The sequence below is a fragment of the Micromonospora sp. CNZ297 genome (assembly GCF_007827625.1).
This window is the reverse complement of the sequence record NZ_VISU01000001.1, coordinates 218,369-231,309: the sequence shown is the minus strand read 5'-3', so window position 1 is coordinate 231,309 and position 12,941 is coordinate 218,369. Positions and strand designations below refer to the sequence as shown.

15 protein-coding genes are annotated in these 12,941 nt (G+C 74.0%); 5 read left to right on the top strand and 10 right to left on the bottom strand.

Annotated elements, in window-relative coordinates; all coding sequences use genetic code 11:
- Positions 1–12: 12 nt before the first annotated feature.
- Genes FB454_RS01085 through FB454_RS01075 form a run of 3 tightly spaced genes read right to left on the bottom strand, consistent with a single transcriptional unit; the run spans position 13 to position 2,515 of the window.
- Complete coding sequence (locus FB454_RS01085) at positions 13–738, bottom strand: ABC transporter ATP-binding protein (protein ID WP_013286737.1); 726 nt, start codon at positions 736–738, stop codon at positions 13–15.
- Complete coding sequence (locus FB454_RS01080; RefSeq protein ID WP_013286736.1) at positions 711–1,547, bottom strand: ABC transporter permease; 837 nt, start codon at positions 1,545–1,547, stop codon at positions 711–713. Before FB454_RS01080 ends, FB454_RS01085 begins: the two co-directional genes overlap by 28 nt.
- Positions 1,544–2,515: a sulfonate ABC transporter substrate-binding protein gene (locus tag FB454_RS01075; RefSeq protein ID WP_013286735.1), complete on the bottom strand. Its 972-nt coding sequence runs from the start codon at positions 2,513–2,515 to the stop codon at positions 1,544–1,546. Before FB454_RS01075 ends, FB454_RS01080 begins: the two co-directional genes overlap by 4 nt.
- A gap of 143 nt (positions 2,516–2,658) precedes the next feature.
- Between FB454_RS01075 and FB454_RS01070 the strand changes: the two genes are divergently transcribed.
- A complete protein-coding gene (locus FB454_RS01070; RefSeq protein WP_013286734.1) occupies positions 2,659–3,825 on the top strand; it encodes an LLM class flavin-dependent oxidoreductase in 1,167 nt (388 codons plus the stop codon).
- Between the two features lie 150 nt (positions 3,826–3,975).
- Here the strand turns inward: FB454_RS01070 and FB454_RS01065 are convergent, their stop codons facing one another.
- From FB454_RS01065 to FB454_RS01035, 7 genes are all read right to left on the bottom strand, one after another.
- The gene (locus FB454_RS01065; protein ID WP_013286733.1) at positions 3,976–4,485 is read right to left on the bottom strand and encodes an NUDIX domain-containing protein; all 510 of its coding nucleotides are present in this window, start codon (positions 4,483–4,485) and stop codon (positions 3,976–3,978) included.
- A gap of 34 nt (positions 4,486–4,519) precedes the next feature.
- Positions 4,520–5,116: a riboflavin biosynthesis intermediates N-glycosidase gene (gene ybiA / locus FB454_RS01060; RefSeq protein ID WP_013286732.1), complete on the bottom strand. Its 597-nt coding sequence runs from the start codon at positions 5,114–5,116 to the stop codon at positions 4,520–4,522.
- 406 nt (positions 5,117–5,522) lie between these two features.
- Positions 5,523–6,164: an SRPBCC family protein gene (locus tag FB454_RS01055; protein WP_013286731.1), complete on the bottom strand. Its 642-nt coding sequence runs from the start codon at positions 6,162–6,164 to the stop codon at positions 5,523–5,525.
- Positions 6,161–6,526, bottom strand: a complete 366-nt coding sequence (locus FB454_RS01050; protein ID WP_013286730.1) for an ArsR/SmtB family transcription factor — start codon at positions 6,524–6,526, stop codon at positions 6,161–6,163. Before FB454_RS01050 ends, FB454_RS01055 begins: the two co-directional genes overlap by 4 nt.
- A 104-nt stretch (positions 6,527–6,630) precedes the next feature.
- Positions 6,631–7,305 (bottom strand): peptidoglycan recognition protein family protein, encoded by a 675-nt coding sequence (locus FB454_RS01045; protein WP_013286729.1) that lies wholly within the window; start codon positions 7,303–7,305, stop codon positions 6,631–6,633.
- Between the two features lie 88 nt (positions 7,306–7,393).
- Positions 7,394–8,140, bottom strand: coding sequence for a lysozyme (locus FB454_RS01040; protein WP_013476507.1), 747 nt, complete (start codon positions 8,138–8,140; stop codon positions 7,394–7,396).
- A gap of 126 nt (positions 8,141–8,266) precedes the next feature.
- Positions 8,267–9,721: a flavin monoamine oxidase family protein gene (locus tag FB454_RS01035; RefSeq protein ID WP_486485391.1), complete on the bottom strand. Its 1,455-nt coding sequence runs from the start codon at positions 9,719–9,721 to the stop codon at positions 8,267–8,269.
- Here FB454_RS01035 and FB454_RS01030 point away from each other — a divergent pair.
- The 4 genes from FB454_RS01030 (at position 9,713) to FB454_RS01015 (ending at position 12,937) form a co-directional block, all read left to right on the top strand.
- Positions 9,713–10,063, top strand: a complete 351-nt coding sequence (locus FB454_RS01030; RefSeq protein ID WP_013286726.1) for a YciI family protein — start codon at positions 9,713–9,715, stop codon at positions 10,061–10,063. The genes FB454_RS01035 and FB454_RS01030 overlap by 9 nt on opposite strands.
- Positions 10,060–11,265 carry an RNA polymerase sigma factor gene (locus FB454_RS01025; protein ID WP_145822316.1) on the top strand — a complete coding sequence of 402 codons (1,206 nt, stop codon included), beginning with the start codon at positions 10,060–10,062 and terminating at the stop codon, positions 11,263–11,265. Before FB454_RS01030 ends, FB454_RS01025 begins: the two co-directional genes overlap by 4 nt.
- A gap of 140 nt (positions 11,266–11,405) precedes the next feature.
- A complete protein-coding gene (locus FB454_RS01020) occupies positions 11,406–12,224 on the top strand; it encodes an ABC transporter ATP-binding protein (RefSeq protein ID WP_145822315.1) in 819 nt (272 codons plus the stop codon).
- Complete coding sequence (locus tag FB454_RS01015; protein ID WP_013286723.1) at positions 12,221–12,937, top strand: ABC transporter ATP-binding protein; 717 nt, start codon at positions 12,221–12,223, stop codon at positions 12,935–12,937. The genes FB454_RS01020 and FB454_RS01015 overlap by 4 nt, the downstream gene beginning before the upstream one ends.
- Positions 12,938–12,941: the final 4 nt, after the last annotated feature.

The window sequence follows — 12,941 nt, the reverse complement described above, 5'->3', positions numbered from 1 at the left end:
TCTCCCTCGCGGTCAGCCGGCGGGTACGCCGAGGCGGTCGAGCAGGTGGCGGCGCAGCGCGCCGAGGGCCGGGTCGTCGGGGCTCGGGGACGGGCCGAGGCGTACCGGCACCTCTTCGGCGATCACGCCGTCGTCGAGGAGCAGGACGCGGTCGGCCAGCAGCAGCGCCTCCTCCACGTCGTGGGTGACCAGCAGCGCGGCGAAGCCGTGCTGGGCGCGCAGCCGCCGCAGCAGCCCCTGCATGCGCAGCCGGGTCAGCGCGTCCAGCGCGCCGAACGGCTCGTCCAGCAGCAGCAGGTCCGGTTCGCGGACCAGCGCGCGGGCCACCGCGACCCGCTGCGCCTGCCCGCCGGACAGTTCGGCCGGCCAGGCCCGGCCCCGGTCGGCGAGACCCACCTCGGCCAGCGCGCGGCCGACCCGGTCGCCCACGTCCGGTCCGGTCAGCCCGAGCGCCACGTTGTCTGCCACCCGCTTCCACGGCAGCAGCCGGTGCTCCTGGAACACCACGGCGGCGGTGCCGTGCAGCACGTGCTCGCCGCCCGCGTCGCCGTCGAGCCCGGCGAGCACGCGCAGCAGCGTGCTCTTGCCGGATCCGCTGCCGCCGAGCAGCGCCACCGTCTCGCCGTCGCCGATGGTCAGGTCGACCCCGGCCAGCACCACCGACGGGCCGAAGGACCGGGTCACCGCGCGTGCGGTGAGCACCGGCCCGGTCAGGTCGCGCGCAGTCCGCGTCGCCACGCCAGCGTCCTCCTCTCCGCGTACCGGATGAGCAGGTCGGAGGCCAGCCCCAGCAGCGCGTAGATGAGCAGGCCGAGCACCACCACGTCGGTCTGGCTGAACTCGCGCGCCTCCATCATCAGGAAGCCGACGCCGGTCTGCGCGTTCACCTGCTCGCCGACGACCAGGCTGAGCCAGGCCGCGCCGATGGCCAGCCGCAGCCCGAGGAACAGCGCCGGCAGCGCGCCGGGCAGCACCACGTGCCGCAGCCGGGCCACCGCCCCGAGACCGCAGGTGCGCGCCGCCTCCACCAGCCGCTCGTCGATGTCGCGGATGCCGGCGTACGTGTTGAAGTAGATCGGGAAGAACGCGCCGAGCGCCACGAGCGTGACTTTCAACGACTCGCCGATGCCCACCCAGATGATCAGCAGCGGGACCAGTCCCAGGTGCGGCAGCATCCGGGCCATCTGCACCGGCGGGTCGACCAGATCGTCGCCGAGGCGCAGCAGCCCCGCCGCCGCGCCGAGCACGAGCGCCAGGCCGCCGCCGATGAGCAGGCCGAGCGCGGCGCGGGTGAGCGAGTCGAGCAGGTGCACGCCGAGCGTCCCGTCGCTCGCCAGCCGCCACCCGGTCGCCAGCACCGCGCTGGGCGCGGGCAGCTTCTCCGGCGCGAGCAGCCCGGTCCGCGCGGCGGCCTCCCAGGCGAGGACCAGCACGACCGGGCTTGCCGTGCGCCGCCACCGCCGCGGGGCGCGGGCCCGCGACCGCCGCGGCGTCACCCGATCGGGTACGACCGCAGGACTCGCCTCGGCCAGCGCCGGACCGCTCACTGGAACGCCTCGTTGAACCGGCCGTCCACCCGCCCGGCGATGTCGACCGGTCCGGGCACCAGCTTCAGCTCCACGAAGCTGTCCGCGATGGCCTGCAACTCGGCGCCGATCTCCGGCGTGACCGGGGCGAGCGGCTTGGCGCTGCGGGCCAGCGCCCGGGTGGTCACGTCGAGGGGGATCTTCAGCTCCGGGGCGAGGACGGCGGCCCGCTCGGCCGGGTGGGCGATGCCCCAGTCGGTGGTCTGCCGGTACGTGTCCAGGAACGCCCGTACGTCGTCGGTGCGGTTCTTCACCGCATCCGGCGCGGCCAGCACGTACTCGCGGTTGCCGGCCAGGCCGGTCGCGTCGGCGAGCACCCGTACGCCGGGCTGCTCGGCCAGCGCGAAGTAGGGATCCCAGATGATCCACGCGTCGACCTGCCCGTTGTCGAACGCGGGCCGTCCCTCGGCGGGCTTGAGGTACTTCACCTTGATGTCGGCGAGCGTCATCCGGTTCGCCTCCAGCAGCTTCACCAGCAGCCAGTGCACGTTGGAGCCCTTGTTCAGCGCTACCGTCTTCCCGCGCAGGTCGGCGAATCCACGATACGGGCTGTCCGCCTTGACCAGAACCGCCTCGCCCTGCGGGATCGGCTGGGAGGTGCCGACCACGGAGAACGGGATCTTCCCGGCGGCGGCGAACACCGGCGGCGCCTCGCCCACCTGGCCGATGTCGATCGAACCCGCCTTGAGCGCCTCGGTCAGGGCCGGGCCGCTCTCGAACAGCGACCAGGTGACGTTCTTCGCGTCGCCGCGCGCCTTGACCAGGCTGAGCCCGCCGAAGCGCTGATAGCCGATCCGCAGCGGGCCGTCGCCGCCGCCACTGGCGTCGGCCGCCTCGCCGCCGCAGGCCGTCAGCGCCGTCGCGGCGAGCAGCGCGAGGGTGGTGAGCAGCGCGGCCACCGGCCGGCGGCGCGATCTGGGGGTACGCATGGCGACTCCTCGGGGAGGGATGGGCCCGGCCGTCGGCGGGCGACAGCAACCTACCAACCCGATAGGTTTTATGGGTAGTGTGTCGGCGTGGTCGTCCCACCACTCAGGAGGCGACCCGCCCGATCCCGCACCGGAGGTACACCATGTCGCTCACCTTCCACTGGTTCCTGCCGACCTACGGCGACAGCCGGGACATCGTGGGCGGCGGCCACGGCGTACCGGTCGGCACCGCCGGCGGCGCACGGCCCGCGAGCGTCGCGTACCTGGGGCAGATCGCCCGCACCGCCGAGCAGCTCGGCTTCGCCGGGGCGCTCACCCCCACCGGCGCCTGGTGCGAGGACGCCTGGCTGACCACCGCCATGCTCACCGAGGTCACCGAGCGGCTGAAGTTCCTCGTCGCGTTCCGGCCCGGCCTGCTCTCACCCACCCTCGCCGCGCAGATGGCGTCCACGTTCCAGCGCCTGTCCGGCGGGCGGCTGCTGCTCAACGTGGTCACCGGCGGCGAGTCCGCCGAGCAGCGCGCGTACGGCGACTTCCTGGACAAGGACGCCCGCTACGCGCGTACCGACGAGTTCCTGCACGTGGTGCGGTCGCTGTGGCGCGGCGAGACGGTCGACCACGACGGCGCCCACGTGCGGGTCGAGGGAGCCCGGCTCGGCCGGGTGCCCGACCCGGTGCCGCCGGTCTACTTCGGCGGTTCGTCCGGCGCGGCCGGGCCGGTGGCGGTACGGCACAGCGACGTGTACCTGACCTGGGGCGAGCCGCCCGCGCAGGTGGCCGGCAAGCTGGACTGGATCCGCGGGCTCGCCGCCGAGGCCGGCCGCGAGCTGCGGTACGGCATCCGGCTGCACGTGATCAGCCGGGACACCGCCGAGGAGGCGTGGGCCCAGGCGCGCAAACTGCTCGACGGCATCCCCGAGGCCGACGTGCGCGCCGTGCAGGAAGGGCTGCGGCGCAGCGAGTCCGAAGGGCAGCGGCGGATGCTCGACCTGCACGGCGGCTCCCGCGACGGGCTGGAGGTCTCGCCGAACCTGTGGGCCGGATTCGGCCTGGTACGCGGCGGCGCGGGCACCGCGCTGGTCGGCAGCCACACCGAGGTCGCCGACCGGATCGCCGAGTACCACGCGCTCGGCCTGGACGAGTTCATCCTCTCCGGCCACCCGCACCTGGAGGAGGCGTACTGGTTCGGCGAGGGCGTGCTGCCGATCCTGCGGCGGCGCGGGCTGTGGCGGCACCCGGCCGGCGAGCCGGAGACCGAGGCGCCGGCCGCCGTGCCGTTCTCACCCCAGCCGGTCCCGGCCCGCGTCTGACCCCGCCGCGCCCGTTTCCGGGCTGGAGCGTGCCGGGCCGTCCGGCGCTGCCGGATTCGTCGCGGTCAGGGCCGGGCGCTGCCCGGGGTCGCCTCGGTCAGATCGGGCGGCCCCCGGGTTCCGGTCAGATCGGGCGGCCCCCGGTTCCGGTCAGATCGGGCGTTGCTCGGCGAGGAAGTCGGCCAGCACCCGGGTGTGCGTGGAGAAGGCCAGCTCGACCGGATCGGTGAGCACCAGCCACTCGGTGGCCTCCTCGGTCGGCGCCGACGGCGGCAGGTCACCGACCGGCCGCTCGGGCAGCACGCCGAAGACCATCATGGTGCCGCCCGCCGGAGCGCCGTGCACCGCGAACAGTCGCGCCTCGCCGGCCTCGGCCCGCAGCCCGGTCTCCTCGCGCAGCTCACGCACGAGCGCCTCGGACCACTCCTCGCCGTACTCGATGAAGCCGCCCGGCAGCGCGAGCTGCCCCCGGGCCGGTTCGATGTCGCGGCGTACCACCACCACGCCGAGCCCCTCCGGCATGCGGACCGGCAGCACCGCCACCGCCACCGGCAGCGGATTGCGCCACACCGTCTCGCCGCAGGAGGAACAGACACGCGGCCACCCGGAGTCCGCCGGGTAGGCAGCGCCGCAGAACGAGCAGTGCGAGTACGCGGTCACGCCGCAGCACGTTACCCGGACCCCCGGCCCGGGGTCAGGCGTCACCCCCTCGGCCGGCGAGCGTGGCGCGCGCCTCCATCAGGGCGAACCCGAGCAGGTTGTCGCCCCGCCAGGTAGCCGGGTCGGCAGCCCGTGGATCGTCGGCGGTCAGGCCGATGCCCCAGATCCGGTCGGTCGGGCTGGCCTCGACGAGCACCCGGTCGCCTGTGCCGAGCAGGAACCGCCGCAACGGCTCGTGCCGGCCGAACTTGGCGACGCTGCCGGCCACCACGATCTCGTAGCGGCGGGCCGTCCAGGTCGCCTCGTCGAAGTCGCGGACCTGCCGGCCGAGCGCCTTGGCCCGGTGCGGATGCCCGGCGGCCAGCACCCGCTCAGCGATCGCGTGGTCCCCGAAGAGCGTGGCCTTGTGCCACATCATCCAGTGCTCGGCGGTGGCGAACTCCCGGCCGTCGACTGTGAACGCCGCCGGCCACCACTGGCTCAGGCAGCTCGCGCCGACGCTGCCGTCAGGCCGTGGCCGGTGCCCCCAGAAGTGCAGGTACTTGACCGTCTGCCCGGCGTCGAGTGCAGTGGTCAGGTCGGTGACGGAGCGGATCGGCATGCCCCGCAGTCTGCCCCACCCCACCGACATCCCACCGCCGCATTTCACCCCGGGGACGGCACACCGGCGTCACCGTCCACCACGGACATCTCCGTCCGGCCCCGCTCTCCCCGCCCGCTGCCTCGGCTCGTCCGCTCACGTCGACATTCCGACCACGCGCGCCTCGCGACGTCGAGCCACATTCGCCTGCCCGAGCCGGCCGCGCATCTTGACTGCAGAGAAGGCCGTCCCGCATCACGAGATCCCGAGAGATCTTGGAGCGAACGGGCCCTCATGAGGGCCATTCCCTACCAAGATCTCCAAGACCTGAGCCGCCCTCATCGTCGATCTTGCGCTTTGGTGCCCCTCATAACGTGCCTATCGGACATTCTGTGGGCGCAAAGTGCAAGATCGACGGGGAGGGGGCGGGGGGGCGGGGAGGGGAGGGGTGGGGTGGTCAGGGAGTGGGGGCGCCTGTGTAGAACGCGGTTACTCGGGTGCCTGCCGTTTGGGCCTGCTCGGTGGGAGTGCCGGCCTCGATGCTTGCCGTCGTCCAGCTTCTGCTGGACTCGGTGACGAAGCGCAGACCCTCGGGTGAGGCCATCCAGTCGGCTGCGGCGGCCGGGTCGACGCCCGTGCCGTCGGTGGCGAAGTGGGAGGCCAGACCGACCAGTGCCAGGTCCCAGCCGATGCCGACCGCGCCCGGACCGTACTCGGCCCACCGCTGGTCGTCGACGTGCGCGACGTGTTCCAGCTCGAAGCGGGTACGCCCCGGTCCCGCCTCGCGCAGCCGTACCTCGATCCAGCTCACCTCGCCGCCGAACTCCCAGGTGGCGGCGAAGCCGTGCGGCGGGTCGCAGCGTTCGACGGTGCCGCCCGCGTTGCCCTCCAGCTGGTACCGGCCGCCGAGGCTCAGGTCGCCGGAGACCGGCAGGAACCAGCGGGGTATCCGTTCCGGGTTCGTGCACGCGTCGAAGACGTCGGCCACCGGCGCGTCGTACGTCTGGGCGATGGTGAGCACCCGCGCGCGCCCTGCGGGGAGCGTACGGTCGCCGATGCGGCGCTCGACGGCGCTGATCTGTCCGGTCACGTCGATCATGGTTCGGTCCTCTCGTCGTCGGTGGTGTCCTCACGCAGCCGTCGTTCGCGGCGGCCCCGGGCCAGCTCGGTGGCGAGCGCCGCCAGTGGCGGCGTCCAGAAGCGGCGGAACCCGTCCAGCCACGCGTCTATCTCGCGCAGCGGGCCGGGATCCACGGCGTAGAGGCGGCGGGTGCCCTCGGCGCGCACAGTGGCGAAGCCGTGCTCGCGCAGCACCTTGAGGTGCTGGGAGACGGCGGGCTGGCTGATGCCGAACTCGCGCCGCACGGTCTCGCCGAGCGTGCCGGCGGGTTGCTCGCCGTCCGCGAGCAGTTCCAGGATCCGGCGGCGGACCGGGTCGCCGAGAACGTCGAAGGCGTGCACGACCCCTTTGTATCAGACTCAGCTTATATAAGCGAGCGCTGACCCAGTGGGCGCGCGCAACGCGGGGCGCCCGTCGCACCCGGGCGCCCCGCGTACCCCCGTGGTCAGCCGCCGAGACGGGCGGCGACGGTACGGCGCAGCTCCGGCAGGCGGTCGTGCAGCAGCCCCGGGCACTGCGTGTTGTTGAAGTCCTTGTGCCCGTAGATCTCGGTGGGCGCGATGCCGTACTGCTGGCAGGTGAACGCGCAGAACGTGACGAGGCTGTTCCAGAGCGCCTGCGGCGGCTGCACGTCCACGTAGATGCCGTCGTTCTCGATGCCGATGGCCTGGCTGTTCTGCCCGACGCAGTGCGCGCCCTGCACCATCGTCTGGCCGTGCAGCAGCGCGTAGAGGCTGCCGTGCCTGCCCTCGGTCAGGTAGCCGCCCCGGCTGTTGGTGAAGTGCTGTCCGGAGTCGAGCCAGCCGTTGCCGTCCATGTGCAGGTTCTGGATGTCGCGGGAGTTGCGGTACGCCTGGGCGAGGCTGTAGTCGGTGGTGTTCGGGAACGCCGTGTGATGGACGATGATCTTGTTGGGCCGGCTGGTCACCACGCTCACCGGCGACGAGGGCGGGCGGGCGCCCCAGGTCGCGCAGTTGGCGATGGTCGGCTGGTCGACCCGGGTGGCGGCGGCCCGGGCGCCGGGGCCGGAGCCGATCTGGGTCAGCGCGCCGACGCCGGCGGCGGCGCCGAGCAGGACCGCGCCGCGCAGCACGGTCCGCCGGGGTACGGGAACGGACATCGCAACCTCCTCGCGGAAGGGGAGCGCCGGATCGGCCGGTACGCCGGGCGTGGCGGGACCGGCACCGCCCGCCACGCCCGGGCCGGGGTCAGCAGGGTCCGTTGCAGGCCAGGACGCGCAGCCGGTCGAGCGAGCCGTTCCAGACGTTCTGGTCACCGGGGAAGACCCCGGAGGACGACCACTGCCAGAACGAGTACGTGCCCCAGCCCGCAGGCAGCGTGCCGACGCTGCTTGCGTACCGGGCGATCCACAGTGGGTTGTTGGCGGCGAACTGCGAGGTGTTGCCGGTGCAGGTGCTCCACCAGTCGGTGGTGGTGTAGATGGTGGCCCACCGGCCGGTGCGGGCGTAGTACTGGTTGACGAACGAGGCGATCCAGCTGCGCATCGACGCCTGGCTCAGGCCGTAGCAGGTCGCGCCGTACGGGTTGTACTCGATGTCCAGCGCGCCGGGCAGCGTCCGCCCGTCCTTCGACCAGCCGCCGCCGTGGTCGACGAAGTAGTTGGCCTGGGTGGCGCCGCTCGTGGTGTCGGGGCGGGCGAAGTGGTACGAGCCGCGGATCATCCCGACGTTGTACGAGCCGTTGTACTGCTGGGCGAAGTACGGGTTGGTGTAGTACGTGCCCTCGGTCGCCTTGACGTACGCGAACCGGGCGCCGTTGGCCCACGCCCCGGACCAGTTCACGTTGCCCTGGTAGCTGGAGACGTCCATGCCGGGCAGTCCGGCCGGGGCGGCGGAGGCGGGTGCCGCCCCGGACAGCGTCGCGGCGGCGACGGTGACTGTGGCGAGCAGCGCGGCTCCGGCCGCGCGCAGCGCCGATCGGATCGAACTGTGCATCTGTCCTCCCTGGGGGTTGCCGCGCTCCGGCGGCGGGAGTATGACGAAAGGAACTGTCGTCATTAGGGCACAGGGCGGAGAAACTTTTCAATAGGCTCCATCGAAGAATCTCACTGGACAGGGTGCTCAGCCGAGCTGGGCGAGCGCCTCGGCGGCGGCGCGCTCGCCCGCGGTCACCGCGCCCTCCAGGTATCCGCTCCACCGGGTCGCGGTCTCGGTGCCGGCCCAGTGCACCCGGCCCACTGGCGCCCGCAGTTCCGGGCCGTACGCGCACCACGCGCCGGGTGGCAGGACGCCGCAGAAGCAGCCGCGTGTCCACTCGTCGGCCGACCAGTCGTACTCGACGAGGTCGTCGGGGCGCGCGGCGGCCGGGCCGAAGATCGCGGCGAGCGCCTCGCACAGCGCGTCCCGGCGCGCGTCCTCCGGCAGCCGGCGCAGCGCCCGGGCCTGCGCGCCGTAGCTGAACGCGGTGAGCACCCCGCCCGGCGCGTCCGGCAGCGAGTTGTCCACCGTCTCGGTGAGCGGCCCGGTGTCGGTGCTGGACACGCCGGAGCGGCCGTCGGCCCGCCAGAACGGCTCCGGATAGAGCGCGTGCACCTTGAGCGCCACACCCATCGGCATCCGCTGGGTCAGCCCGTCGCGCAGCGGCGGCAGCGGCGGGTCGTACCGGATCCGCCCGGCCAGCGTCGGCGCCAGCGCGACCACCACCGCGTCGCCGCGGTACGTCTCGCCGCCGGCGCGCACCCGCACGCCGTCGCCGTCCTGCGCGACGCCGTCCACCGGGGCGCGCAGGCACAGGCTCCCCGGCGGCAGCGCGGCGGCCATCCGCTCGGCCAGCGCGGCCGGACCGCCTGCCATCCGGTCCTGCTGGGCGCCACCGGCCATGCGCAGCAGCGACCCGGTGCCGCCGCCGCTGCGCAGGTAGAACAGCATGTGCAGCAGCGAGACCTCGTCCGGTGATGCGGCCAGCAGCCCACCGGCGAGCATCCGGCCCGCGTACCCGGCGGTGACCGGGTCGGCAGCGCTCACGTCGAGCCAGCCGCCGAACGTGATCCGGTCCCACCGTGCCGCGTCGTCCGCCCGCCACGGCGCGGCCGGGTCGAGCCCGCCCGCCATCTCGTCGAGCGTGCCCAGCAGCGCGGACAGCCCGGGCGGCTCACCGGCGGCCGGGCGTCCGCCGAGCAGCAGCGCCGCCGCGCCGTGCGCGGGGGAGGAGAACGTGGTCAGGCCGTACGCGGCGACGAGCGCGTACATCCGGTCCTGGGTCGGGCCGATCCACTGCGCGCCGAGATCGAGCCAGCCGCCGCCGGGCAGCGGGCGGCTCAGCGTCCGGCCGCCCACCCGGTCCCGGGCCTCCAGCACCCGCACCTCGGCGCCCGCCGCGTCCAGCGCGAGCGCGCAGGCCAGACCGGAGAACCCGGCGCCCACGACGACGACCCGGTGGCGGCGCACGGGACGGCGTACCCCGCTCCCGGCCGGATTCACCCGGCCCGGCGTGTCGAAACGGGCATCAGTCGTTCGTGTGGAGGGTGAGAGGGCGGCGCGGGGCCGTCCGGTGACGAGGAGAAGCCGATGAAGCAGTACCTGATCAGCATGTACCAGCCGGCCGGCGAGGGCCGCCCGGACCCGGAGTTCCTGGCCGGGGTGATGCGCGAGGTCGAGGCCATCGGCCGTGACCTGCGGGAGGCGGGGTGCTGGGTGTTCGGCAACGGCCTGCACGACCCGCAGACCGCCACCGTGCTGCGCCCGGCCGGTGACGAGGTGCTGGTCACCGACGGGCCGTTCGCCGAGGGCAAGGAGTACCTGGGCGGCGTCACCATCATCCGGGCGCCCGACCTGGACGCCGCGCTGGACTGGGGCCGCCGGTACGCCCTCGCCACCACGCTGCCGATCGAGGTCCGCCCGTTCCAGGGCGAGGGATGACCGACGTCGAACGGGTCTTCCGGGCCGAGTACGGCCGCGCAGTTGCCGTCCTGGTCCGTCTCCTCGGCGACATCGACCTCGCCGAGGAGGCGGTCCAGGAGGCGTTCACTGTCGCCGTGTCGCGGTGGGCCGCCGACGGGCCGCCGCCCAGCCCGGCCGGCTGGATCATCACCACCGCCCGGAACCGGGCGGTCGACAGGTTGCGGCGCGAGGCGACCCGGGCGGCCCGGCACGCCGAGGCCGCCCTGCTGCATGCCGCCGACCCGCCCGCCGAGGAGGGGCCCGTGCCCGACGACCGCCTGCGCCTGATCTTCACCTGCTGCCACCCGGCGCTCGCCGCTCCCGCCCGGGTGGCGTTGACGCTTCGCCTGCTCGGTGGCCTGAGCACCGCCGAGATCGCGCGGGCCTTCCTGGTGCCGGAGCCCACCATGTCGCAGCGCCTGGTCCGGGCCAAGGCGAAGATCCGCGACGCCGGTATCCCGTACCGGGTGCCGCGCGACGCGGACCTGCCGGGCCGGCTGCGCGGGGTGCTGGCAGTGGTGTACCTGATCTTCAACGAGGGCCACACGGCGAGCGCGGGGAAGCGGCTGGGCCGCGCCGAGCTGGGCGCCGAGGCGATCCGGCTGGGCCGCCTGCTGGTGACGCTGATGCCGGACGAGCCGGAGGCGCTCGGCCTGCTCGCGCTGATGCTGCTCACCGAGGCGCGCCGCGCCGCCCGGACCGGCCCGGACGGGGTGCCGGTGTCGCTGTCCGAGCAGGACCGCGGCAGGTGGGACCGGGAGCTGATCGCGGAGGGACAGGACCTGGTCCGCCGGTGCCTGCGCCGGGACCGGCCCGGGCCGTACCAGATCCAGGCCGCGATCGGCGCTGTGCACGCGGACGCGCCCACCGCCACCGTCACCGACTGGACCCAGATCCTCGCGCTCTACGACCAGCTCGCCGCCGTCGCGCCCGGGCCGGTGGTGGCGCTGAACCGGGCGGTCGCGCTGGCCGAGGTACGCGGACCGGCGGCGGGACTGGCCGAGGTGGAGCGTCTGGACCTGGCCGGTTACCACGTGTGGCACGCGATCCGGGCCGACCTGCTGCGCCGGCTGGACCGTCCGAAGCAGGCACGGGTCGCGTACGACGCGGCGATCGCCGGCACCGGCAACGCGGCGGAGCAGACGTTCCTGCGCCGCGCCCGCGACCGCATGCCGGGATGATCGCACCGACCGTGCACGTAGGAGGCCGGTAACCCCGGGAAGCGAGCGGTGATCGTCGGGGCATTGACGCGGCGGCAGAGAAAAGTACACTCCCGGTGTAATTAGTTTTTCCGTGCTCCGTCGACCGGCACGAGGTGACGATGAGCCCACCGGCCACAGCCGCCGACGAACCGGGCCTGGCGCTGCACCACGTCGGCGTACGCTTCGGCGGCCTGGTCGCCCTCGACGACGTCTCGCTGCGGGTGCCGCCCGGCCGGATCGTCGGCGTGATCGGCCCCAACGGCGCCGGCAAGACCACGCTGTTCAACGTGGTCTGCGGCTTCGTCCGGCCGACCGAGGGTTCACTCACCCTCGACGGCCGGTCGTTCCGGCCCCGCCCGCACGCCCTCACCCGGCTCGGCATCGCCCGCACGCTCCAGGGCGTCGGCCTGTTCGCCGGGCTGAGCGTGCTGGAGAACGTGGTCGCAGGCGCCAGCCACACCGCTCGCGCCGGATTCGCCGCCGCCTTGTTCGGCCTGCCCCGCAGCGACCGGGACGAGCGACGGCTGCGCGTCCGGGCCCTGGACCTGCTCACCGAGCTGGGCATCGAGAAGTACGCCGACGCGGCGCCCGCCACCCTGCCCTACCCGGTGCGCAAGCGGGTCGCGCTGGCCCGCGCGCTGATCGCCCGACCCCGGCTGCTGCTGCTCGACGAACCGGCCGGCGGTCTCGGCGCCGACGACGTGGCCGAGCTGGCCGACCTGGTCCGCGCGCTGCCCGGACGCGATGACGGCTGCGCCGTGCTGCTCGTCGAGCACCACATGGACCTGGTCATGTCCGTCTGCCAGGAACTGGTGGTGCTCGACTTCGGCAAGGTGATCGCGGCCGGGCCGCCGGACCGCATCCGCGACGACCCCCGGGTCACCGAGGCGTACCTGGGCGCGGACGTGCCCGCCGAGCCGACCGGGAGCGCGTCGTGACAGCCGTGCTGGAGGTGGAGGCGCTCAGCTGCGGCTACGGACCCGTGCCGGTGCTGCGCGACGTCGCGTTCACCGTCCCGGCCGGCACCGTCACCGCCGTCCTCGGCGCCAACGGCGCGGGCAAGACCACGCTGCTGCGTACCCTCTCGGGTCTGCTGCGGCCCACCGGCGGCCGCGTCCGGTACGCGGGCGAGGACCTGCGCGGCGTCCGGGTGGAACACCTGGTCCGGCGCGGCCTGGCGCACGTGCCGGAGGGGCGCGGCGTGGTCACCGAGCTGACAGTGGCGGAGAACCTCCGCCTGGGCGGGCTGTGGCGGCGCGACCGGGCCGACGCCCGCCGCGCGCTCGACGAGGTGTACGAGCTGTTCCCCGCCCTGGCCCGCCGCCGCGACCACGCCGGGCACCAGCTCTCCGGCGGGGAACGGCAGATGCTCGCGATCGGCCGGGCGCTGATCGCCCGGCCCCGGCTGCTGCTGCTCGACGAGCCGTCGCTCGGGCTGGCGCCCAAGGTGGCCGCGCAGATCATGGCGCTGCTGCGGCGGCTGCGCGACGAACGGGGGCTCACCGTGCTGCTCGTCGAGCAGAACGTGCGCACCGCGCTGTCAGTCGCCGACCAGGGCATCGTCATGTCGCTCGGGCGGGTGGTGACGGCCGCGCCGGCCGCCCGGCTGCGCGACGACGACCAGCTCCGGCACGCGTACCTCGGATTCTAGGAAG

Coding starts and splice junctions, on each gene's coding strand:
- FB454_RS01075 (WP_013286735.1), bottom strand. CDS start 2,515: ATGCGTACCCCCAGATCGCGCCGCCGGCCGGTGGCCGCGCTGCTCACC.
- FB454_RS01070 (WP_013286734.1), top strand. CDS start 2,659: ATGTCGCTCACCTTCCACTGGTTCCTGCCGACCTACGGCGACAGCCGG.
- ybiA (WP_013286732.1), bottom strand. CDS start 5,116: ATGTCGGTGGGGTGGGGCAGACTGCGGGGCATGCCGATCCGCTCCGTC.
- FB454_RS01055 (WP_013286731.1), bottom strand. CDS start 6,164: ATGATCGACGTGACCGGACAGATCAGCGCCGTCGAGCGCCGCATCGGC.
- FB454_RS01045 (WP_013286729.1), bottom strand. CDS start 7,305: ATGTCCGTTCCCGTACCCCGGCGGACCGTGCTGCGCGGCGCGGTCCTG.
- FB454_RS01040 (WP_013476507.1), bottom strand. CDS start 8,140: ATGCACAGTTCGATCCGATCGGCGCTGCGCGCGGCCGGAGCCGCGCTG.
- FB454_RS01030 (WP_013286726.1), top strand. CDS start 9,713: ATGAAGCAGTACCTGATCAGCATGTACCAGCCGGCCGGCGAGGGCCGC.
- FB454_RS01025 (WP_145822316.1), top strand. CDS start 10,060: ATGACCGACGTCGAACGGGTCTTCCGGGCCGAGTACGGCCGCGCAGTT.
- FB454_RS01020 (WP_145822315.1), top strand. CDS start 11,406: ATGAGCCCACCGGCCACAGCCGCCGACGAACCGGGCCTGGCGCTGCAC.